18 protein-coding genes and 1 riboswitch are annotated in these 22381 nt (G+C 57.2%); of the genes, 10 read left to right on the plus strand and 8 right to left on the minus strand.

The annotated features are described in order from the left end of the window. Nucleotides 1-160: 160 nt before the first annotated feature. Nucleotides 161-1786 (minus strand): alkaline phosphatase D family protein, encoded by a 1626-nt coding sequence (locus tag QE270_RS09115; protein ID WP_300038397.1) that lies wholly within the window; start codon nt 1784-1786, stop codon nt 161-163. A 112-nt stretch (nt 1787-1898) separates the two neighbouring features. Continuing rightward, on the minus strand, nt 1899-2495 hold the full coding sequence (locus QE270_RS09120; protein WP_300038399.1) for a TetR family transcriptional regulator C-terminal domain-containing protein: 597 nt from the start codon (nt 2493-2495) through the stop codon (nt 1899-1901). A gap of 36 nt (nt 2496-2531) precedes the next feature. Here QE270_RS09120 and QE270_RS09125 point away from each other — a divergent pair, with 36 nt between their 5' ends. Together QE270_RS09125 and QE270_RS09130 are read left to right on the plus strand one after the other, a co-directional pair. Then, nucleotides 2532-3692: an aromatic ring-hydroxylating dioxygenase subunit alpha gene (locus tag QE270_RS09125; RefSeq protein ID WP_300038402.1), complete on the plus strand. Its 1161-nt coding sequence runs from the start codon at nt 2532-2534 to the stop codon at nt 3690-3692. Further along, entirely contained in the window at nt 3689-5308 is a 1620-nt protein-coding gene (locus QE270_RS09130) for an NAD(P)/FAD-dependent oxidoreductase (RefSeq protein WP_300038405.1), read from the plus strand. The genes QE270_RS09125 and QE270_RS09130 overlap by 4 nt, the downstream gene beginning before the upstream one ends. A 91-nt stretch (nt 5309-5399) precedes the next feature. Here the strand turns inward: QE270_RS09130 and QE270_RS09135 are convergent, their stop codons facing one another. The 4 genes from QE270_RS09135 to QE270_RS09150 all read right to left on the minus strand — a co-directional run bounded on the left by QE270_RS09135 (nt 5400) and on the right by QE270_RS09150 (nt 11077). Beyond that, a complete protein-coding gene (locus QE270_RS09135; protein ID WP_300038408.1) occupies nt 5400-7820 on the minus strand; it encodes a TonB-dependent receptor in 2421 nt (806 codons plus the stop codon). Between the two features lie 121 nt (nt 7821-7941). Further along, nucleotides 7942-9549: a tetratricopeptide repeat-containing sulfotransferase family protein gene (locus tag QE270_RS09140; protein ID WP_300038411.1), complete on the minus strand. Its 1608-nt coding sequence runs from the start codon at nt 9547-9549 to the stop codon at nt 7942-7944. Beyond that, complete coding sequence (locus QE270_RS09145; protein ID WP_300038414.1) at nt 9546-10139, minus strand: nucleotidyltransferase family protein; 594 nt, start codon at nt 10137-10139, stop codon at nt 9546-9548. The genes QE270_RS09140 and QE270_RS09145 overlap by 4 nt, the downstream gene beginning before the upstream one ends. Next, nucleotides 10139-11077, minus strand: coding sequence for an XdhC family protein (locus QE270_RS09150; RefSeq protein WP_300038416.1), 939 nt, complete (start codon nt 11075-11077; stop codon nt 10139-10141). Before QE270_RS09150 ends, QE270_RS09145 begins: the two co-directional genes overlap by 1 nt. A 69-nt stretch (nt 11078-11146) precedes the next feature. Between QE270_RS09150 and QE270_RS09155 the strand changes: the two genes are divergently transcribed. The 8 genes from QE270_RS09155 (at nt 11147) to QE270_RS09190 (ending at nt 20369) form a co-directional block, all read left to right on the plus strand. Further along, a complete protein-coding gene (locus tag QE270_RS09155; RefSeq protein WP_300038420.1) occupies nt 11147-11629 on the plus strand; it encodes a (2Fe-2S)-binding protein in 483 nt (160 codons plus the stop codon). Further along, entirely contained in the window at nt 11629-13869 is a 2241-nt protein-coding gene (locus QE270_RS09160; RefSeq protein ID WP_300038423.1) for a molybdopterin cofactor-binding domain-containing protein, read from the plus strand. Before QE270_RS09155 ends, QE270_RS09160 begins: the two co-directional genes overlap by 1 nt. Nucleotides 13870-13889: 20 nt before the next feature. Next, a complete protein-coding gene (locus QE270_RS09165; RefSeq protein ID WP_300038426.1) occupies nt 13890-14468 on the plus strand; it encodes a GNAT family N-acetyltransferase in 579 nt (192 codons plus the stop codon). A gap of 45 nt (nt 14469-14513) precedes the next feature. Then, a riboswitch (cobalamin riboswitch) is annotated at nt 14514-14713 on the plus strand. Between the two features lie 83 nt (nt 14714-14796). Next, entirely contained in the window at nt 14797-16644 is a 1848-nt protein-coding gene (locus QE270_RS09170; protein WP_300038429.1) for a TonB-dependent receptor, read from the plus strand. After that, a complete protein-coding gene (locus tag QE270_RS09175) occupies nt 16644-17480 on the plus strand; it encodes an ABC transporter substrate-binding protein (protein WP_300038432.1) in 837 nt (278 codons plus the stop codon). The genes QE270_RS09170 and QE270_RS09175 overlap by 1 nt, the downstream gene beginning before the upstream one ends. Beyond that, nucleotides 17477-18442, plus strand: a complete 966-nt coding sequence (locus QE270_RS09180) for an iron ABC transporter permease (RefSeq protein WP_300038435.1) — start codon at nt 17477-17479, stop codon at nt 18440-18442. The genes QE270_RS09175 and QE270_RS09180 overlap by 4 nt, the downstream gene beginning before the upstream one ends. Further along, nucleotides 18439-19215, plus strand: coding sequence for an ABC transporter ATP-binding protein (locus tag QE270_RS09185; protein ID WP_300038438.1), 777 nt, complete (start codon nt 18439-18441; stop codon nt 19213-19215). The genes QE270_RS09180 and QE270_RS09185 overlap by 4 nt, the downstream gene beginning before the upstream one ends. Then, a complete protein-coding gene (locus QE270_RS09190) occupies nt 19212-20369 on the plus strand; it encodes an alkaline phosphatase D family protein (RefSeq protein ID WP_300038441.1) in 1158 nt (385 codons plus the stop codon). The genes QE270_RS09185 and QE270_RS09190 overlap by 4 nt, the downstream gene beginning before the upstream one ends. Here the strand turns inward: QE270_RS09190 and QE270_RS09195 are convergent. Beyond that, nucleotides 20353-21894: a PH domain-containing protein gene (locus QE270_RS09195; RefSeq protein WP_300038444.1), complete on the minus strand. Its 1542-nt coding sequence runs from the start codon at nt 21892-21894 to the stop codon at nt 20353-20355. The two genes, QE270_RS09190 and QE270_RS09195, sit on opposite strands and share 17 nt — an antisense overlap. Continuing rightward, a complete protein-coding gene (locus QE270_RS09200; RefSeq protein ID WP_300038446.1) occupies nt 21891-22364 on the minus strand; it encodes a PH domain-containing protein in 474 nt (157 codons plus the stop codon). Before QE270_RS09200 ends, QE270_RS09195 begins: the two co-directional genes overlap by 4 nt. Nucleotides 22365-22381: the final 17 nt, after the last annotated feature.

A 22381-nucleotide genomic window follows, 5' to 3' on the forward strand; every position in this document is an offset into this window, starting at 1 on the left:
CGGCAAAAGCTCGTGGCTACGTCAAGCAGCTCAATCTGTTCTTCGCTATATCCCAAACCAGCCATCTGCATGTCATTCTCTCCTCGAGCCTCTGCGTCCTCTATGGCGCGAGGCATGGCAAGAAATCAAGGCGATTTAACCGGTCGATTAAAAGCGGGGCCTAGGCCTGCTCAAGAATCTTTCGGCCTGGCCGTACTTTCATTTTATGCCCTGTCTTGGTGGCAAGCGACAGGTCCTTGACCGTCTGCATAAACACCCATTCGTTCGTTGCCGCCTGCGGGGTGAGAGCCAGATGCATGTAGCCGCGGTTAGATGTATCGACCCAGCGCAATTCCTGCTTGCTCGCGTCAAGCAAGCTGCGTGCGACATCGGCCGGGGCGGTGAACGGAATTGCGCTTTCAAAGCCAGGCGACGAGACGCTGTGACCGCCAAATTCAACGCCTGCAGGTTTGCCGCCTTCGGGCAAGTCATAGGCCCAGCCATTATGACTATCGCCCGTCACAACCACCAAGTTTGCGTCTGCGCGCTGGGCCGCCGCCAGCAAAAGCGACCGCGCTGCAGGGTATCCGCCCCAATTGTCGAGATTAGATGGCAAGCCTGCCTTTGTCGCAGCGATGCCCTGCCGCACATAATTGCGCGCACGCTCCGGCGCTAATTGGGGGACCCAATCCATCGCGTTCTCCGGCGTGTAGTTATAGCCCATATTGGTAGCCGAACCGAGCACAGCCCATGTAGAATTGTTGCGGCTAATCGCGCGTGACAACCATGCCTCTTGTTCGCTTCCCAACATCGTCATGGACGGATCACGCCATGCGCCATCGCGATATTCGGAAAGTTCCTTTGCCGGATCACCCAACCGCAGAAGGTTACTATAATCATAAGGCTCGGATCGGGCGACCGCACGCGTATCTGTACGATAATAAGTTGCGAGATCGCCAATCGGATATTCCTTCCACGGCTGCTCACCGACAGGTAACCATTCGCGCCACACCTGCATCGCAGCGTTGCGCCGAGAATTCCAATCACCTTCATCCACGCTGTGATTTTGTGCGCCGCCTTCCCAACTATCATTGGCGCTTTCATGATCGTCGGTATTGGCGATCATCGGGAAATTGGCGTGCAGCGCCTGCAACTGCTTGTCCGAACGATAGCTAGCATAACGCAAACGATAATCCGCCAGCGTCAGGATTTCATCGGCGGGGAAAATACGCGCGGCAAATTTCGCGCCGCCATCATATCCCCCACGGCCATATTCATAGATATAGTCACCCATGTGGAGCACAAGATCGATGTCATCACGCGCAGCAGCATGGCCGTATGCGTTGAATTCGCCGAAGCCCAGATTGGAGCATGAGAAGACCGCAATGTTGAACTTGGCAGTCTTACCTAATGGTAAAGTCTTGGTGCGGCCAATCGGGGAAATGCTGCCATCAGGCGCAATGAAACGGAACCAATGCCACTTGCCCGGCGCGAGATTGTCGACGGTAATCTTGACCGTATGGTCGCGCCAGGGTCCAGTCACCATTTGTCCGCCGCCTGCAATTTTTACAAAATCACGGCTTTCGGAAATTTCCACGCGCACTTTGGATGGTCCACCGGTGGGGTTCACATAACGCGTCCACAAAAGAACCGAGTCAGGGCCCGGCTCGCCGCTGGCAACATTATGGGTAAATCCGGTAAGGCCAAGAAGAGTTTGGGCCATAGCCACGCCGCCGGGCAGCAACAGTCCGCCAATACCAAATCCAGCGGTTGCAAGCAAAAGACGGCGGTTGGTTAATAATGACATTTCTAGATTCTCCTTTTGCGTTTTAGCAATCCCTGCGGCGCATGGTCCGGATGCTGAGCAGAACTCGCTAATCAAAAGCTGTTGCAGCCTTATGACAGGCGTATTTGCCGGCTCAGATAAAGTTATCCAGCCACTTTTCGGCCAAGGCCTCTGCTTCGCCGACGCTGAAGGGTGCGTTGCCGAGGCTCAGCTCCAACCAAAGGCCGTCGACTAAGGCTGTCAACGCAACTGCTGCCAATCGCGCGTCCTTTGGCGCGTTTGGACAGGCGCAGATCAGGCGTTCAATGTCTTGGCGGTTCTCGGCGTAAATTTCGTCATGGATTGCACCGATGGCTGGCACCGTGCGCGACAGGCTCCAAAACGCCAGCCATGTGGCCAGCAACGCGGGGTCAGCGATGGGCGCACGAAAGCTTGCGGTGACAAACACCAGCAATCTGCCACGCGGATTGTCCACCGCTACGTCCTCCACAGCGGCATGCATCGCGGCGGCAACGCGTGCGCCAGTGGCACGATAGGTCGCGGCCACCAATGCATCAATGCCATCGAAATAGTGCCGCAGAAGACCGGCCGAAACGCCAGCCTCCACACAAATGGCGCGTACGGATGTCCCATGGGCGCCGCGCGTCGCAAGGCATCGCGCCGTCGCTGCAATCAACGCATCGCGTCGGGTATCGGCGCTTTCGCGGGTGAAGACTTGTCGCACGGTCATGGCGCTGTTATACACTCGTATTACAAGGGGAGCAAGATGTCCGAGTCGGACTTACACAATATGCGCGATGATCTTGATTGCTGCAGCCTTCCGGCGTGGACCTATGATGATCCTGAATTCGCAGCGCTTGAGGTGGACCGCATTTTCCGCCCGTCATGGCAGGTCGTATGCCATGTCAGTGACGTCGCGAATGCGGGCGACTGGCACAGCCTTGATTATATCGGCGAGAGCGTGATCGTCGTGCGCGGCAATGACGACGTGCTGCGCGCCTTTACCAATGTCTGCCGCCACCGCGGAAGCCGTTTGGTTGACGGCTCCGACGGATGTGCGAAAAAGCTCGTCTGCCCCTATCACGCATGGACCTATGACCTTGATGGCCGCTTGACCGGCGTGCCCGACAGCGCATCCTACCCAACGCTCGACAAGAGCAAGGCGGGCCTTGTGCCCGTCGATATGGAAATCTGGCGCGGATTCATATTTGTCCGTCTTGAAGGGGATGGCCCCTCGGTCGCGGACATGATGGCCCCGTATGAGGCCCAAGTCGCGCCGTACCGCTTTGAGGAACTCAGGGCGCTTGGACGCGTGACGATGCGCCCGCGCGATGTGAACTGGAAAAATGTCGGCGACAATTATTCCGATGGCTTGCACATTCCCGTGGCACATCCCGGCCTCACCCGCTTGTTCGGCAAAAGCTATGGCATAGAAGCAGAGCCGCATGTTGACCGCATGTGGGGCGATCTTGTCGACCGGCCTTCGGCCAACTGGTCCGAGCGCGGATACCAGAATCTGCTGCCTTCGGTGCCCCATCTGCCTGAGGCCAACCAGAAACGCTGGCTGTATTTCAAGCTGTGGCCGTCGGTCGCGTTCGACATTTATCCTGACCAAGTGGATTTCATGCAATGGTTGCCCACTGGCCCCAATAGCTGCGTCATTCGCGAGATCAGTTATGTGCTGCACGATGACCGCCGCGAAATGCGGGCGGCACGTTACCTTAACTGGCGCATCAACCGGCAGGTCAACGCAGAGGACACCGTCCTCATCACCCGCGTGCAGCAAGGCATGGCAAGCCGCAGTTTTTCGATGGGCCCGCTGTCCGACAAAGAAGTGTGCTTGAAAAGCTTCTGCCGCCAAATCCGCAACATCATTCCCGAGGCCCGCCTCGAACATCGCCCCGCAACGGGCTGGAGCAAAAAATGACCAAAAAATATGACGCCCTCATCATTGGCGCTGGCCATAACGGCCTTGTTTGCGCCTTTTATCTCGCGCGTGCTGGCCTGAAGGTCCGGATTGTCGAGCGCCGCGATGTGGTCGGTGGCGCTGCTGTGACCGAAGAGTTCCACCCCGGTTTCCGCAATTCGGTGGCAAGCTATACGGTAAGCCTGCTTCAGCCGAAGGTCATTTCGGACATGAAGCTGGTCGACCATGGCTATCGCGTAATCGAGCGGCCCATTTCCAATTTCCTACCGCAGGAAGATGGCGGCTATCTGAAACTCGGCGGCGGGTTGGAGCGGACGCAAGCTGAGTTCGCGCGCTTTTCAAAGCATGATGCGGCGGTGCTGCCGCAATATTACGACATGCTTGAGGGCGTCGCCGACGTCCTGCGCGACCTTGCGTTGCGGTCGCCGCCCAATGTCGGTGATGGCCTCAAAACGTTAATCGACGCCGCAGTGCAGGGCCGTGGCTTGATGAAGCTTAATCTGTCGCAGCAACGCGATGTGTTAGAACTGTTCACAAAATCAGCGCGCAGCTTCTTGGATAGCTGGTTCGAGAGCGAGGCGGTGAAAGCGGCATTCGGCTTTGACGCTGTTGTCGGCAATTATGCCAGCCCCGATACGCCGGGCAGTGCTTATGTATTGCTGCACCACGTCTTTGGTGAAGTGAATGGCAACAAGGGCGCATGGGGCCACAGCATTGGCGGCATGGGTACCATCACGCAGATCATGGCCAAGGTATGCCGCGATCTTGGCGCAGAAATCAGCCTCGAGGCGCCTGTCTCACGCGTATTGGTGGATGGCGAAAAGGTTGCGGGCGTCCGCCTTGAAAGCGGCGAGGAAATCGTTGCCGACCGCGTCATTTCCAATGTCGGACCAAAGCTATTGTACGAACGCATGTTCGACGATGCCGACTTGAAACCGGAATTCAAACGCCGCGTAAAGGGTTTCAAGGCAGGCAGCGGCACATTCCGCATGAACGTCGCCTTGTCGGAATTGCCCAAATTCACGTGCTTGCCCGAAGCTGGCGAACATCATCAATCGGGCATCATCATTGCCCCAACGCTCGATTATATGGACCACGCATTTTTGGATGCGAAGCGTGACGGTTGGTCGCAAAAGCCAATCGTAGAAATCCTGATCCCGTCCACCGTCGACGACAGCCTTGCGCCTGCGGGACAACATGTCGCCAGCCTATTCTGTCAGCAATTTGCGCCAGAGTTACCCGCCAATGCAGATGGCACGCCACGTGACTGGGACGCCGAAGAGGGCAAGGCCGCAGACGATATCATCAGCACAGTTGAGGCCTATGCACCCGGCTTCCGCGCGTCCGTTTTGGGTCGCCAAATTCTTAGCCCCAAGGGACTTGAGCGCAAATTCGGTTTGGTCGGCGGCGACATCATGCATGGCAATATGAGCCTTGACCAATTGTGGTCCGCCCGCCCGATATTGGGCCATGGCGCCTATCGCGGACCGCTCAAGGGCCTATATATGTGCGGTGCAGGTAGCCACCCTGGTGGTGGCGTCACGGGCGCACCGGGGCATAACTGCGCGGCAGAAGTGTTGGCCGACCGGAGTATGTTCAAACGGATATTTGCCTGAGGACTTTGCCTGAGGACAATGAAAAAGCCGGACCTTTTCAGATCCGGCTTCTCCTCCCCTGTTGCCAGTGGCAACAAACTAAAATGAAACTTTAAAAATCGCGCGAGAATTTTACTCCGATCACGCGAGGCTTGATGAGGACATCATAAAACGCGCCACCCGTTGGTGTTGATGCCGTCTTACCCGTGCCGCAGACCGTTTCAAGACACTGTACCCCGGTATTTACCACGCCGCGTGTGTCAAACAGGTTGGTGGCAAAGGCTTCAATGTCCCACACGTCTTTCTTCACGCCAATGGAGAAGTCCGCCGTGGTGTAAGCATCCAGATTACCCTTGATGCTGTTCTGCGCTGGGCGCAAATCACTTCTACGGCTACCTATATGGTTCACCGCAAGTTGCACATGACCATCCCAATCTGCGATCGGGAACTCGTAACGTGCAATTGCATTGCCCTTGACCTTCGCTGTCACGGGAAGGCGCGATCCAGATGCTGCAAGCAACGAATTGCCCGCCGTGGTGCAATTAAAGGTTGCGTTGGCAATGGCGCAGAAATCGCGACGAATTTGCGCGTCATTGTAGCTGAACCCAGCGTTCAGGCTGAGCCCGCCAGTACGGAAGCCAGCGTCCATTTCGAGGCCGCGAATGCGCGCAACGCCAGCGTTGCGGATTTCGGTCAGGCCGTTCGCACCCAAGAACGACAGTTGGATATTATTCCAATCTTCTTGGAATACGGCGCCGTTCAAACGGAACGCACCGAACGTAGTTTTCCAGCCCAATTCATAATTGTCGAGCTTGTCCGAACCATAAGGCGGCAAGGTGCCGCGACGGTTGATCCCGCCCGGACGGAAACCGCGCGACCATGTGGCATAGACCAGAACATCGTCGGTGACTTTGTATGTCGCGTTTAACTTATGGATGAAACCAGTGTCCGATGTGGATTTGTCCACATTGGTGCAAGGGCTGCCGTCGACAAGGATTGGCACAGGCTTTCCCGCCGGATTGGCGCGCCGCGTTGTGCCATCGGTGTTCAGACAGGCAGCTTCACCAGTCCTGCTAGAATAGCCGGAAGAGAATCCGAAGAAGCCCTGAAGCGAGTTATCAAACTTATAATAACGTAAGCCTCCTGTCAGCGACAGCTTCTCTGTCAGGTCATAGGTCAATTCACCGAAGGCCGCGTAATCCCGGTCGACGCGCTTTTGCTTGGTCAGCCAGATATTGCTGTTGGTACCCGTCACGGTGATGGAGTCGGCAATATTATCGATGATGTAATTCTGTTCAATATTATGCGACTGACGTTGCGCAAAAAGACCGCCAATGAAGCGCAATGGAGCATCCAAGGGGCTTGCGACACGCAATTCGCCAAAGCTTTTCTTATACCGGTCAATGCCTTGAATATACTGGTTCGGGTTTACGAGATCACCGGCATTATCGTAAAAATAGTTACCGTAACCGGACAGCGCATCGTAAAAATAGGCATAATCAGAGTAATCCGATTGTGTTTCAGTTTTACGGCGCAAGTGGCCGCCTGTCGCGGTAACATCCCAGCTTCCGATTTTTCCTTCAATCGTCAGTGCAGCCTGAACCCATTTATCGCGGCTACCCTCTGGGTTATATTGCACCGTCTGAAGCTCGCCAGTGGTCTGGCCGGAACGTTCCTGCGCGTAGCTGCCATTCGTATTCTGAACCTGCCCCATCAATGTTGGCTTGATAGTCCAATTGTCGTCAAGATCGATGCCGAGCGCCAAACGCGCGCCATAGGTTTCGGCATTGTTGTAGTTATCTTCCACCAACAACCTGTTGCTTTGCGAAATGCCCGAGCTTGCATAAGTGCGTGCGCCCAACACATTGTCGATGTAACCGGCATCATCGCGATACCAACCCACGAGACGGGCTGCGGCGCCTTCAGCGATCGGCACGTTCAGGAAACCTTCGTAGATTGCGCCAAAATCACCATGCGCAACATTGTTAAACTCAACGCCAGCGCTTCCGTAAAGACCAGAAGGATCCGGCGCGTTCGTCACCAGCTTCAACGTACCAGCCATCGAGCTTGCACCATATAAGGTGCCCTGCGGTCCGGCGAGCGCCTCAACACGCGCAAGGTCATAGGCATGCAAATCAAGCGCACCTTGGATGGTCGTGATTGGCATTTCGTCCAAATAGGTGCCGACAGTTGGCAACGATGCCGAGTGGTTCGCGTTTTCGCCAGATGCCACACCGCGGAAATACACCTGAGCAAAGCCGGGGCCGCCCTGTTGAATGGTGACCGAAGGCAGGAATTTCACAACATCCTGTAATTCGCTCACTTGCAGCTGGTCGAGCTTTTCATTGCCAATGGCATTAATCGCGATCGGCACATCCTGCAAATTCTGTTCGCGCTTTTGCGCGGTCACGACGATGACGTCACTGTCGGAGCCGGCGGCTTCTTGCGCCAATGCCGGAACCGCAAAAGCTGTTGATGTCAAAAGCACGGCCAACGCCGAACGGATCCTGCTATTCTGAATTTTTAGGTGCACGCAGCTACCCTCCCTTGTTACTCTGTAACAAATAGACCCCGATTTGCGTTCTGGCGCAATATATTTTCGCTTTATCGGCCATTTGGGCCTAATTTGGCATCATTGTGTTGCAAGACAACAACTATGATATTGCCGGATATGTCTTCCAGTAATCGCCGAGCGCGCGTTTCAGCGGTTCAAGATGGGCAGCATATGGTTTCCACTGATCAACGCCATCGCGGTTGATTGGGCGACGGACTTGCTCGCTGGATGCCGTGCGCACCGCGCGTTTGTTTTGATGGAAATTCAGGCACGTCTCTTCGAACGGAAGGCGCAAAAATTCCAAGAGCGAACGGATTTCACCTTCCGGATTTTCCAACAGTTGCTCGTGGATAACGCGATATATAGAGCCTGGCTCGACAGCATCGAAATGCGCCATCAACCGCACATAATCGGCATAATATTGCCCCAAATGGGTAAGGTCATAACTAAACGCCTGCCCCTTGGCGAAATGCTGCCGGTAATTGGAGAAACAGCAATCCAACGGATGCCGCCGCGCGTCGATGATCTTGGCATTGGGAAGAATGAGGCGGATGAAGGCGAGATAATTCCAGTTGTTGGGCAGCTTATCGATAAAAAATGGCTTGTCCGTTTTGCGTTGAATGCGCGTGCGTTCCATGAACTCTGCGCCAAGCCTTTCTAAATCCTCCGCGCTGAAGCCGGCGAGCGCATCAATCCAGTCGGCATCATTGCCTTCGCGCAGCGCCATCGCCGGAATATCGGGCAGTTCCATCGTGCCTTCCACCATGGAATGGCTGGCGAGAATTTGTTCAATCAATGTAGAACCGGCACGCGGCATGCCCAAAATGAAAATAGGGTCACGCGCAACATGCCCCTGCCCTGCACGCGATGCCAGAAATTCGGGTGTGCATTGCGCAATGACCCTGTCGACCTTTTGACGGAAGGTTTGAGGGTCATATTTCAACTCAGCATTTCGCAAGGCGTTTGCGCGTTCATAATGCTTGAAGGCCGGGTCATGCTTGCTGCGTTCTTCCATCGCCTTGCCAAGCGCAAAATGCAGATGATATTCATCCTCCACATTAAGGCCGGATGAAGTCAGCGCCTTATCCATCGCGGCGACATCTTCGTCCGAGAAACTCGTGGTTTTCAGATTGGCGAGGCTCCACCAAACTTCGCCCAAGGTCGGCTCAACCGCAAGTGCGCGGCGATAGGCGGCAACGCTCTCGTCCTGATTGCCAACGGTTTTGAGCATATGGCCATAGCTCATCCACAATTTGGCGTGGTCGGGAAACCGCGTGGTCAGTTCTTTGTAAAGCGCGATGGCCTCTTCATAACCACCAATCCGACCAAGTGCCGCGGCCTTCAGATTTTGCTGGACCGGGTTATCGCCCCCGTCAGCCAACACGGCATTGAGATGCTCAAGCGCTTCTGGAAAGCGGTTTTGCTTGTACAATATCGTCGCCAAATTGGCCCGCGCTGCGCCGAAGTCTGGTGTCAGCTCCAACGCCCGGCGGAGCAAAGCCTCGCTATCCTTCAACCGGCCAACGCGTGCGGCCAGCTCGGCCATCATACGAATGGCCGCCACATCGGTCGGCGCCTCGCGCAAATGGCCGCGCAATATGGGCTCTGCGTCCTCCAACCTGTTTTCCGAAAGCGCCACGGCGGCCGCCATGAGGTTGGGGTTGCGCAAGGCGGCTTCAATGGCAGGGCGGGCGGAAGGCTTGTTCATGAGGAGCGGTCTAAGCCAAGCGGCGGCGCTTTTGAAGCGGCCAAATCATCTGGCGTATCTATATCGCGCAAGCTGCCCTCTGGTGCAGCTAATGTGTGCGCGCATGTAAGGATATGCCGCGCACCGGCATCCCCCTCGGTGTCCAGCAAGCGTGACCAGCTGTCGCGCGGGAAAATGGCGGGCGGCATGGATTGGATCCCGTCAGAGGACGCAAGTATCTCGCCGTCACAGCCCGCAATCAACGCCGCGACATGGGCAAGTTCAACGAATGGCATATCGGCGAGCAGTATCACCAACGCCTGCGCTTCGGTCTGCGCCGCAGCCTCAACCGCAAGATGCAACGAACCCGATAGGCCACTTTCAGCGTGCCGATTTTCAGCGATAGTGTAACCCAGCTTCAGATAATGCGGCGTAATCGCTGCGTCCGGTTGGCACACGGCGATATGCGCGGCTGCACCCAGCTGCCCCATCTGCGCCGCGGCGCGCACGCCAAGCGGCATCCCATCCAGATCGGCCATCAACTTATCCGCACCAAAACGGCGCGCGTTACCAGCGGCGAGGAGGACGATTGCGACGTCCTTTATGTCCATCAACGCAGGCCCATATTAAACGCGCGGATCATTCCGCCCGCAATCGATAGCGCGATTTCCGGCGCGCTGATCGCGTTAATCGCAACGCCCGCTGGACCTTCTATCCGCGCAGTTTGGTCCGCACTGACCCCCGCCGCAGATAGCCGCGATAGCCGGGCCTGATGCGACCGAACCGAGCCAAGCGCGGCGACATAAGCAGCGGGACTATCCAATGCGGAAATCAGCGCTGGGTCATCAATCTTGGGATCATGGCTCAACGTCACAATCGCGCTGCGGCTATCGGGCGCAAAGGCCTTAACCGCTTCGTCGGGCCAGCGGTCATCAAGCCGCACATCGGGGAAACGGTCCGCCGTCAAAAACCGTCCGCGCGGGTCGCATAAGGTGACATCAATGCCTTGCGAGACAGCAACCGCCGACAGCGCCGCTGCAATCTCCACCGCGCCTACAATCAACAACCGGCGGGGCGGGTAATAGACGTTTACAAAGCCCTCTGCCGCAGCATCCTGCGCGATCATGCTGCGGCCAGTGGCAAGGTTCGTTACGACGGCCAATGTTGCTCCATTGCCCCGCGCATCGACCATGTCGGCAAACAGGCTTTCCGGAAATCCGTCCGCCGACACAGGCTGCACCAGCACTTGAATATCACCGCCACAGGGCAGGCCTACGTCCCACGCCGCATCATCGGCAACGCCATAGCGGCGCACTATCGCTGGCGCGCCGGCCAAAACCATCTGCGCGCGTTCCAGAACGTCAGCCTCAACACAACCACCCGATACTGACCCTACGAAACGCCCATCGGCATGGACCAGCATATGCGTGCCAACTGGACATGGCGCCGACTTCCACGTTTCGACCACCGTCGCAATCGCCATAGGCGCGCCAGCCCATTCGATTGCGGCGGCGAGGATACGATCATGATTGGCGCTGCCCGTTTGCATGGCTAACCGCTAGCAAAGAGGATGAAGCGTTGCTATATGAAACGCATCTAAGAGTGGGAGCTTCTTCACATGGCAATTCAGACGTCAATCAATGGCAAAGCGGTCGCACTGTCCGCAGAGCCCGATACACCCTTATTGTGGGTTATTCGCGAAGAGCTTGGCCTGACGGGCACAAAATTCGGTTGCGGCGTCGCGGCGTGCGGCGCGTGCACCGTCCATGTTGATGGCGAACCCACCCGTTCGTGCAGCGTCCCCGTCAGCGACGTCGCCGGCAAATCGATTACCACCATCGAAGGCCTCAAGTCCGCCGACGGAACGCTGCATGCCGTGCAAAAAGCATGGATTTCCTCGCAAGTGCCGCAATGCGGATATTGCCAGTCCGGACAAATCATGGCCGCTGTCGCGCTCATTGAAAAAACGGGCCGCCCAAGCGACGCGCAAATTGACGAGGCGATGACCAACATCTGTCGCTGCGGCACCTATCCGCGCATTCGCAAGGCGATCCACGCGGCAACTGGGCAAGCCGCCAAAGCCGCGGAAGGAGCCGTCTGATGACCGATACCCCTACAGCCGATAGCGCAGCAGCACCCATAAAACGCAAAGGCGTGAAGCGCCGTGCCTTCCTGATCGGCGGCGTCGCAATTGTGGGCGCTGGCCTGTTCGGCATATCTATCGCCGACAGCAACGCTGCCAAGGACGCCAAGGTGCGCATCGCTGGCAAAGGCGAGCATGTTTTTGCGACATGGCTGAAAATTGGTGAGGATGACAGCATCACCATTTATTCGCCGCATACCGATATTGGTCAGGGGTCGAACACAGGTCTTGCGCAAATGCTTGCCGAGGAACTCGATGCCGCATGGGATCAGGTGCGCTTGGTCTCTGCACCTGCGGAACCCTCTTTTGCCAATGTCGGTCTGGGTCGCGGATTTCTGGGTGAGATGACGGGGCAAGCTGCGATCGTCAATGGCATTCCAGCATCCTTTTTGTCGTTCATCGCACGGCAAATGAACCTTCAGATTACGGGTGGTTCAACCGCCTTGCGCTTCACGGGGCAGCAGACCTTCCAAAAGGTCGGTGCAGCAACGCGGCTCGCATTGATTGAAACCGCCGCCAAGCGTTTGAATGTCCCTGCGGCTGAACTGACCACGCAAGACAGCCGGGTCATCCACGCCAAATCAAGCCGTGCGCTGCGTTATGGCGAGTTGGCAGCCGAAGCTGCGACCTTGTCACTCGATAATGCGCCAAAGCTTAAGGATCCTGCGCAATATCGCCTGATGCGCCAATCCATGCAGCGCTTAGATATCCCGGCAAAGGTCGATGGTACCGCCCAATATGGTATGGATTTCGCGGTGCCGGATATGCGCGTCGCAACAATCATGGCCGCGCCCGTGCGCGGTGGAAAGCTGACGTCAGTCGACACCGCGCCCGCATTGGCCATCAAGGGCGTCGAAAAAGTCATCAAGCTGGATGACGCGGTTGCCGTGATTGCTAAGGGCTATTGGCCCGCTATTTCGGGCTTGCGCGCTTTATCGCCCAGCTTCAGCGATGGCGGCAATGCAGGCATTTCAACTGCATCCATTTTTACAGCGCATAACGCACTCATCGCCAAAGGTAAGGCCGATAATGAGGCCGGCGAAGGCGATGTAAAGGCTGGGCTCGGTGCCAAGCCGATCGAAGCGAAATATCAGGTCCCGTTCCTCCACCATGCGATGATGGAGCCCTTTGCGCTCACCGCGCATTTCAAGGACGGCAAGCTCAACATTTGGGGCGGGATGCAAGACCCGTTGGCGACCAAAATGGCGGCGGTCGAAGTGTCCGGTTTGGATGCCGACAATGTCACCTTCCACCCCATGATCATCGGCGGCAGCTTTGGTCGGCGTTTGCCCATGTATATGGAAATTGTCAGCCAAGTGACGAAGCTTGCGATGCAATTGCCTTATCCGGTCAAGCTGATCTGGAGCCGTGAGGAAGAAGTCGCGCAAGGCGCCTATCGTCCACAAAGCTCTGCGGTGCTGACGGCATCGGTGACGGATAAAAAGCGGATTGCCGCATATCAAAACGATTATGCCCAACCCGAAAGCGCAGAGGACGAGACCGTGTTCCCGTACATCTTGCCTGCCGTGTCTCGTCGGCATTTTGCGCATGTTTCGAACCAGAATACAGGCGCATGGCGTTCGGTAAACTCAACACAGCAAGGCTTTTACAATGAAAGCTTCATGGATGAACTGGCGCACGCCGCTGGCGAAGATCCCGTTGTTTTCCGCCGCAACCATTTGCAGGCGGGATCGCGGCATCTGCGCGTATTGGACGAAGTCGCCGCGCGCAGCGGATGGGGCACGCCCGTGCCTGCCGGACGCGGACGCGGCGTTGCGTTGGTTGAAAGCTTCAAAACCATCGTCGCACAGGTCGTTGAAGCCTCGGCAGGCGAAGACGGCATGCCAAAGGTTCACAAAGTCACAACGGTCGTGGACGCCGGTAGCATCGTGAACCCTGATGCAGCCATGGCACAAATTGAAGGCGGCACGATCATGGGCCTGTCTTCTGCCATTGGGGAAGCCATCACGCTCGACAAGGGCGCGGTGCAGCAAAGCAATTTGTCTGATTATCTATTGCTGAAAATGGCGCAATCGCCGTTGGTGCAGGATATCCACTTCCTGAACAGCGGCGCGGATATGGGCGGCATTGGTGAACCCGGCGTTCCACCAGCGGCGCCGGCCTTGGCCAATGCGCTGTTCGCGGCGACGGGCAAACGTGTGCGCAACCTGCCAATTATGACGCAGGCGAAGGGGTAATTTTGCCGCACGCACGGGTATTGCAACCAACCGATAATCTGGAAATCGCCGAGACTTTGGCGCGTGCGTTCCAGAATGAATCGGGCTGGAGCTATGTCATACCCGACCCCCAATTGCGGGCACGGCGACTGGTGGGCGCGTTCCATTTGTTTTTACGCGACGAACATCGCAAAGGCGCTGTTTTTGGTACTGACGGTATTGAGGCGGTCACCTTATGGCGCGGCCCCGGCCAAGCGCGCGACAGCATGTTCGACACGGCAAGGAATATCATTCCCTTCGTGCAACAGTTGCGCTTTTCCATTTTCCGCGGGCTTGAAGTCGCCGACTTGATTGAAAAGCATCTACCGAAAGAGCCTGTCTGGTATCTGCATTATGCCGGATGCGACCCCGCCTTTCAGGGCAAGGGATTTGGCGGCGCGGCGATCCGCGCAGGGCTAGAGCGCGCAGATCAAGATGGCCTGCCCGCCTATCTGGAAACCGCCGACGAACATAATATCCCTTTGTACCAAAGCTTTGGCTTTGCCATCAAACATAGCTGGCAAGTCCCCGAAGGCCCCCAATTTTGGGGCATGCAACGCCCCGGCAAAACGCGGCATTAAGCGAATCATCGCGCGCCCCCTTGCCCTCCATCCAAAAGCCGCCTAACCCCGCCGAACGCACCAGGTCTGCGCGAGAGCGTGGATAATAGGGAAGCCGGCGGAAATCCGGCGCTGTTCCCGCAACTGTAACCGGCGAGCTTTTGCTCCAAATGCCACTGGAAAAACGGGTGACCGTGAAACTGGGAAGGCGGGGCAAAAGCAGTGACCCGGGAGCCAGGAGACCTGCCTGATTGCGGTTTGTCCTTTGTGCTTGCGGGACACTGGCGCAATCGGGGTTTTCCTCCGCGTGACGACATACTGTTGGACGTCATGCGAAGGAGATAAAACCATGACAATGTTAAAAATTACGGCAGCCGCGCTTGCGATGCTGCCGACGAGTGCCTTTGCGCAAACGGCAGAGGATGAAATTGTTGTCACCGCCAGCGGCTTTGAACAGCCGCGATCCGAAACCGGCCAAGCCATTGAGATTGTCGGTCGCGACCGGCTTGACCAGTTACAAAGCGCGACAATTACCGATGCCCTGCAGACCGTGCCGGGGGTGCGCATTGCCACACGCGGCGGCCTTGGCGGCCAAAGCAGTGCCTTCATCCGCGGCGGCAGCAGCGCGCAGACCTTAGTGCTGATCGACGGTGTCCGGATCAACGATCTCACCAGCCCCAATGGCGCGTTTGACTTTGGCGCATTGATGACGGGCAATATTGGCCGCGTGGAAATCTTGCGTGGGCCAAACTCAGTCATCTGGGGCAGCCAAGCCATTGGCGGCGTCGTCAACATCCAATCAATTGCGGCGGTGGATGGCCTTGAAGGCCGCATGGGTGCAGAATATGGGGCCTATGATACCAAGCGGTTGAACGCCAATCTTGCGGGCAGCAGCGGCCGGTTGGAAGGCAGCGTCGGCGGTTCTTTCGTCAACAGCGACGGCATTTCTGCGCTGGCGGGCGGAACCGAACGCGATGGGTATGACAATCTGACGGGCAATGCGCGGTTGAAGGTGCATGTCGCTGACAATGTCGACCTAGATTTTCGAAGCTATTACAACCGCGCCACGGTTGCCTACGACTCGGCCTTTGGCGTCGGTGCCAATGGCCTGCCCGTGTCGCGCAATCGCCAATTTGTAGGATATGTCGGCGCGAATTTCGACCTGCTTGATGGGCGCCTGCAAAACAGGATTGCCTATACCCGCACAGACATAAAACGCGTTGGCACCGACCCGGTTGTGTTTAGCTTCAACAATTTCAACGTGCGCGGCGCAATCGACAGGGCCGAATATCATGCGGCCTTTGACCTGAACGATGCGCTGACTTTAGTGGCGGGCGCGGAATATGAACGCAGCTTTGCCAGCACCGCGTTTGAGGGCGCGGCCCCTGATGTCGCGCGCAACGATGTGGGTAGCGGCTTTGGTCAAATCATTATGCGCCCTGTCGCTGGCCTGACGCTGACAGGAGGCGTGCGGCATGATGTCTATGATGATTATGGCGGGCAGACCAGCTTTGCCGGCAATGCGGCCTTTACCCCAAATGACGGGCGGACGATGTTCCGCGCGACCTATGCCGAGGGGTTTCGCGCCCCCACCTTAACTGAAGGGCAGCCGCCTTATGGCAATCCGGACCTCAAACCGGAAACGGCCCGCAATTTCGATCTGGGCGTTGAACATCAGTTTCTGGGCAGCAAAGCCCAAATTTTTGCGACCTATTTCAATCGCCGTAGCAATGACCTGATCGCTTTTTCGGCGATCAGTTTCCAATCGGAGAATATCGACAAAGTGACGTCAAGGGGGCTTGAGGCCGGGCTGAGCCTGAACCCCACTAACGACATTGATATCCGCGCCAGCTACACACTTGTCGACGCCATCAACCGCAGCGTAGGGACCAATTTTGGTAATCGCCAAGCCCTGCGCCCGCAGCATAGCGCCAGCTTGACCGCCGATTGGCAGACGCCGTTCGGCCTGTCCGTCGGCAGCAGCTTGCTTCTAATCGGCGACAGCTTCGACAATGCCGCAAACAGTTTGCGCCTCAATGGCTATGCGTTAGTCGGGCTTCGGGCGTCGATGCCACTGACTGACACACTAGAGGTGTATAGCCGCATCGACAATCTGCTTAACGCCGATTACACAGTGGTCGCTGGCTATAACAGCTTTGGGCGCAATGCGACGATTGGCGTGCGGGCGAAATTCTGATGCGCTTTGGCTGGTGCCTCCTTTGGGCTTTTGCCTTGGCCGGATGCGCCAGCCAGCCCGTCATTGCGCCACATGGCGTCGTGTCGAATAATCCGTGCATTGATGCCGTGTTGGCGCACATCGCAATGCCCGGACAAGTCACCGCCGTCAGCATCTATTCGCATGACCCCGATAGCGCGTCCGCACCTTTGGCATGGGCGCGGCAGTTGCCCGCCATTGGCATAAGCGCAGAGGAACTGCTGCTGGCGCGGCCCAAGATGGTGCTCACCGGAAATCTGGCGAGCTCTGGCACCAACGCGGTTCTTGCGCGGGCGGGCATTCAAACATTGGCATTGGGGGTCGCACCGACGATCGCAGACGACATGCAACAGATCCGGACGATCGCCGCCGCACTCGGCAGGGGCGATGCTGGAGAAGCCCTGATTTCCGACATTGAGGAATCTCTACCCAGCACCCAATTTTCAGGTACCAACGTGTCGGCGATTATCTGGCAAAATGGTGGATTTGTGGCGGGTAAAGGCACGTTGCAGGACGAATTGCTGGCGCACCACGGCTTTCGCAACGCCAGCGCGCAATATGGCCTGTCATCATGGGGGGTATTGCCGTTGGAAACCCTGATGCGCAACCCGCCACAGGTGATCTTTATGCCCACGCATCAGCGCGGTTCCGATGCCCGTCAAATGCGCGCACGGCAAAAGCTGCTGGCCCATTTGGGTGGTCGCACACGTATCATAGAATTCCCCGACAGGCTGTTATTCTGCGGCGGGCCGACGATCATCAAAGTGTCGGCAATACTAGCAAAAACCCGCGCTTCATTCGGCAAGGATATGCCATGAATACGCGCGCCGTAACATCGCTCCTGCTGCTCCTCACGGTCACTGCGTTCCTGCTGTCGTTGATGGCGGGCAAGGTCTGGATTTGGCCGACCTCTTGGGCGGCGGACAATGCCGATGGCTGGATTTTCTTGGAACTGCGCTTGCCCCGCGCGGTGCTTGGCCTTTGTATTGGCGCGGTGCTCGGGCTTTCGGGCGCAGTGATGCAGGGCTATCTGCGCAACCCGCTGGCTGATCCTGCGGTGCTTGGGGTTTCGGCCAGCGCGGCGCTTGGCGGCGTTGTTGCGATTTACTTGGGGCTTAACCTGCTGCCCTTTGGCCTATTTGCCTGCGCAATGCTTGGCGCGGGGTCTAGCATATTGTTATTGCTGGTAATTTCGCGTGGCGGCGGGCCGGTTGGCTTTATCTTGGGCGGCATGGTGCTGTCGACGCTGGCGGGCGCGCTAACCGCCTTTGTCATCAGCATTGCGCCAAACCCCTTTGCCGCCAATGAAATCATCAACTGGCTTATGGGCGCGCTGACCGACCGGTTGATGGCCGATGTCTGGACCGCTTTGCCCTTCATGGCGATGGGCGTTGCTTTATTACTTTCCACTGGCCGCGCGCTGGATGCGCTGACCTTGGGCGAAAATGGCGCAAAAAGCCTTGGTATCAACTTGGCTCGGCTGCAGTGGATTATCGTACTTGGCGTCGGCCTTGCCGTTGGCGCATCGGTCGCGGTGTCGGGTGTGGTCGGCTTTGTCGGGCTAATCGTCCCGCATTTTATCCGCGCCATATATGGGGAACAGCCATCGCAGATATTGCTGCCGTCGGCCTTGGGCGGCGCAATCCTGACGCTGACCGCCGATAGTCTTGTCCGGTTGGTCCCCGGCCCCGGCGAAGTGCGGCTCGGCATTGCTATGGCAGTGCTTGGTGCGCCGTTTTTCCTGCTGCTGTTGCTGCGCTATCGCAAGGGTGCCGCATGACTTTGACCGTCCGCAATCTTGGCTTTTCGCATGTGCAACGGCCCACTTTAATCGGGGTCGATGCGACATTTGAAGCCGGTAAACTCACCGTCATTCTCGGTCCCAATGGCGCAGGCAAATCTACGCTGCTCGCGTGTCTCGCCGGCTTGTTGAAGCCCGATAGCGGGACCGCCAGCCTGCATGATGCGGACATCACCCGCATGGCTCCGACCGCACGCGCCCGCCAAATCGGCCTTTTGCCGCAGGGCGCAGAAACGCATTGGGCGATCACATCACTAGCCTTGGTTGCGCTTGGCCGCATTCCCCATATGCGCGGCGCAGGGACATCTAAAGACGACCGCAGGGCGATAACAATGGCGATGTCGGCGACCGCCACCGAAGGCTTCGCGCATCGGCCAGTCACGCAGCTTTCGGGCGGCGAACGCGCCCGCGTCCTGCTGGCGCGCGTGCTGGCAGGTGAACCTTCATGGATATTGGCGGATGAACCACTCGCGAACCTCGATCCCGGCTTTCAACTCGACATTTTGAACCTGCTACGGCGGCAGGCCGAGGCCGGAAAAGGCGTCGTCGCAGTGCTGCACGACTTACACCACGCAGTGCGCTTTGCCGACCATCTTGTGTTGCTGCATGAGGGCAGATTGTTTGCGCAAGGCAGCGTCGATGACGTCATCACACCTTCCAACCTGGCGCATGTTTACGGGATTGACGCGAATCTCTTCAAAGACGAGGAAGGTTCAGTTCAGTTGTTCATCAAAGGCAAGGTCAGATCATGAAATATGCCCTCCCGATTATTGCGCTTTTGCTCTCCAGCTGCGCCATGAGTGTCACGTCGACGTCCAATATGGCCCCACTTGCCCCGCAGAGCGCGCAGGAGGCGCTTCGGCCTTATTATGCGACTATGAGCGCCAATTTGCCCAAGGCCCCTTCTAACCCCGCTTTATCGGCAGATACGGTGATCACGCGTTTCGCCTTTGGCAGTTGCGTGAACGAAAACCGCGACATGAAATTCTGGGACGTCATCGCCGCGCAGAACCCGCAGGCTTTCCTGCTGATTGGTGACAATGTCTATGGCGACACAAGGCCTACCAATGGCGCGGATATGCCGACATTGACCGCGAGCTATAGAAAGCTCAACAGCCGCGTCGAATTTGACCGTTTCCGCCGCAGCGTGCCGATGATAACGGCATGGGACGATCATGATTATGGCGCGAATGACGCTGGCGGCGCTTTTGCGTTCAAGGAATGGGCGGAAAAAGCCTATGAAACCTATTGGGGGTCCTCCGACGCGGTAAAGTCCCGCCCGGGCGTGTATGAAAGCCGCATCGTCGGGCCAGAAGGCAAACGCGTGCAGTTCATCATGCTGGATGGCCGCTTTTTCCGGTCAGCCCTTGCAAATATGCCCTATCGCGACCTCAGCCCAACGCTGGGTTGGTACATTCCCAACATGGACCCCAACGCGACGGTGCTTGGCGCTGCACAATGGGACTGGTTGGCGCAGGAGCTGGAAAAGCCAGCCGAACTGCGCTTCATCATTTCATCGACTCAGGTGATTACCGACGCGCATAATTTCGAAGGCTGGACCAATTTTCCCAAGGAACGCGATCGCCTATATGCGTTGCTCGGGCAAAAGGGCGTGAACAACGCCATTTTCCTGAGCGGCGACCGGCATAGCGGCGGTTTCTACAAAACCAATGCCCCCGGCCTTTCCAAGCCATTATGGGATTTCACATCCAGCTCGCTCAATTTAGCCTTTGGCAAGGGCGATGGCGGCGAGCGTGAACCCGACCCGCGCCGGACCGGCGGATTTTGGGGCATTGCAAACTTTGGTCAGATCGACATTGATTGGGCGGCAAAAAAGGTAGTGATGACTTTGCGCAAAGATGATGGCAGCGTGATCGAAACGCAGGTTGCTAATGCGATTGATTGATCGCTGAATAGTCAACAGCAGCAACCTTTTCCATTACTGTATCGCGGATAGCGACAGCGGTGGCCAGCGGCAGGGCGATCATTTCCAGCGTGCCGCCGGCGATACCGAAACGAAGCGACGCTAGACCTTGCCGCCGTGCGAGCGGACCTTGCGCAATTTCAATACTTTGCACCTTTACCTTTGGCGCGATGGTCAATTGCTGCTGCCACCAGCCGCGCTTGAGATATAACTGATGGTCATCAAGCCCGAAACGGTACTGCCGCCAGTCCAGCCAGAATAGCGCGCCGGGAAGCACCAGTAACAGCAGCAGGACAATCGTGCGGCCAACCGCGGCATCCGCGAAGACCACAAGCGCAGCCATGCCAGCCAACACTACAGGCACGATGACCAAAAGCTGCGTAAACCAATGTTTGGCAGCGCCTCTCTGCAAGCGATCGTCACCATCGGGGGGAGCAAATGTTGCGGCCTGTGCGATGCGCCAGACCTCGCTTAGTGTCGCAAAGGGCGCTGCGACAAAGTTGCTTTCTTCCTTGCTATCCTGCGCAAGGCTAACAAATTTCAGGCTGTGCCAGCCGCGCCGTTTGCGGATGGGGCCAGTTTGCACGACGGCGGCTTGCACCCGGTGCGTGGGCATCACGACATCGGTGAGCGTAAGTAGCCCGCGCCGACGTCGGAACCCTTTGTTGGTCTGGTCAAGCCGGAAGCCATGCTCGCGCAAATATGTCCGCACAACACCGGTGGCAAAGCCGATGAATATTAGGCTGCCAACCGCTCCGAAGGCCAAAATCAGTTGTGCGAACAGGCCAACGCCGTTGATCTGTTTAACACTAACGCCCCGCTCTTCCGCCAAACCAATCCAATGTTTGAAGTCCCAAAAATCGAACGGCAGCAGAAAATCAAATTGCTGCGTAAGACCACCAAGAACCGCAAATATGACGAGTGAGAAGGAATAGAGGCCAAGGATAAAGACGCGTTGACCGTCCATCGCAAAGATCGTTTCTGCATCTTCGGGCTCGACGATCTTTCGAACATTATGCGCTTCCGTTAGGCCAGCCTTGCGTGCGCGGATTAACGCGCGCAACCGGTTCGCCTCCTCCAACGTGACGAAGCGTAACGTCGCGTCATCGCCATCGCCACCACCTGTTTCAAACTTGACCTCGCTGAGCCCCATCATGCGCGCCAGCGGCTTTTGCTCAAAGCTCACATCCTGAATGCGGTCATAGGGAATGGAGCGGGCCGTGCGGTTCAATATGCCTTTTTCAACGCGGATATCATGCCCCCCCACATGATAACGAAAACGCCGCCATCCAAGCCAGCGGAAGAATAGGCTGAGCGCCAGCACAGCCCCGATGATGATGGGGATGAGCGCAGGGTTGTCTGATTTCCGCACGCCAAAAATAGCAGCAAACAAAGGGAACAACAGTTGCGGCAGGCCCGAAACAAAGCCGACGAAAAGGCCGCTAATGTGCAAACACTCGCCTTCCTGCCCCGTAACGTCAATAGGGCCGTCTGTGGCGTGGTTCACAAAACGTCTTGCCGAATGGCAGCCCGAATGGCCTCACGCATCGCCAGGGCGTCGGTATGCGCCAAGCCCGGCAGCACCACGGTGCTGTTGTAGTTACCTGCCGTGTGAACCGTCAGCTTGGCAAGGCCATAGCGCCGGTCGACCGGGCCTTGGTCGACGTCGATATGCTGGATGCGGCCAAAGGGAACAATCGTGTCGCGATAAAACATATATCCACGCACGACGCGCAACTGGCCCTTCCCCATATCATACCCCCAATGACGATATCTGCGGGCTGGCACAGTGTATGCGATGAACGCGTATACCAAAAATATGGGCACAAGAAAGGTGCCGGGCGGAAGCAACTTTGCAAACTCCAGAACGCCTGCCCCAACAACAAATGGCAGCAAGCCAAGCGCGGAGGCTATCCGGCTTGTTGTTACATACGCAGGATCAAGCGGGGTGAGTTCCGGCGGGGTGTCATCGGTCATGCGGCTGATATGCGCAG

The organism is Sphingorhabdus sp., from assembly GCF_029865925.1.
GTDB lineage: Bacteria > Pseudomonadota > Alphaproteobacteria > Sphingomonadales > Sphingomonadaceae > Sphingorhabdus_B.

Excerpts from the sequence above, each read along its gene's own strand:
- QE270_RS09115 (WP_300038397.1), bottom strand. The coding sequence starts at position 1,786 with ATGTCATTATTAACCAACCGCCGTCTTTTGCTTGCAACCGCTGGATTT.
- QE270_RS09120 (WP_300038399.1), bottom strand. The coding sequence starts at position 2,495 with ATGACCGTGCGACAAGTCTTCACCCGCGAAAGCGCCGATACCCGACGC.
- QE270_RS09125 (WP_300038402.1), top strand. The coding sequence starts at position 2,532 with ATGTCCGAGTCGGACTTACACAATATGCGCGATGATCTTGATTGCTGC.
- QE270_RS09130 (WP_300038405.1), top strand. The coding sequence starts at position 3,689 with ATGACCAAAAAATATGACGCCCTCATCATTGGCGCTGGCCATAACGGC.
- QE270_RS09140 (WP_300038411.1), bottom strand. The coding sequence starts at position 9,549 with ATGAACAAGCCTTCCGCCCGCCCTGCCATTGAAGCCGCCTTGCGCAAC.
- QE270_RS09145 (WP_300038414.1), bottom strand. The coding sequence starts at position 10,139 with ATGGACATAAAGGACGTCGCAATCGTCCTCCTCGCCGCTGGTAACGCG.
- QE270_RS09150 (WP_300038416.1), bottom strand. The coding sequence starts at position 11,077 with ATGCAAACGGGCAGCGCCAATCATGATCGTATCCTCGCCGCCGCAATC.
- QE270_RS09155 (WP_300038420.1), top strand. The coding sequence starts at position 11,147 with ATGGCAATTCAGACGTCAATCAATGGCAAAGCGGTCGCACTGTCCGCA.
- QE270_RS09160 (WP_300038423.1), top strand. The coding sequence starts at position 11,629 with ATGACCGATACCCCTACAGCCGATAGCGCAGCAGCACCCATAAAACGC.
- QE270_RS09170 (WP_300038429.1), top strand. The coding sequence starts at position 14,797 with ATGACAATGTTAAAAATTACGGCAGCCGCGCTTGCGATGCTGCCGACG.
- QE270_RS09175 (WP_300038432.1), top strand. The coding sequence starts at position 16,644 with ATGCGCTTTGGCTGGTGCCTCCTTTGGGCTTTTGCCTTGGCCGGATGC.
- QE270_RS09180 (WP_300038435.1), top strand. The coding sequence starts at position 17,477 with ATGAATACGCGCGCCGTAACATCGCTCCTGCTGCTCCTCACGGTCACT.
- QE270_RS09185 (WP_300038438.1), top strand. The coding sequence starts at position 18,439 with ATGACTTTGACCGTCCGCAATCTTGGCTTTTCGCATGTGCAACGGCCC.
- QE270_RS09190 (WP_300038441.1), top strand. The coding sequence starts at position 19,212 with ATGAAATATGCCCTCCCGATTATTGCGCTTTTGCTCTCCAGCTGCGCC.
- QE270_RS09200 (WP_300038446.1), bottom strand. The coding sequence starts at position 22,364 with ATGACCGATGACACCCCGCCGGAACTCACCCCGCTTGATCCTGCGTAT.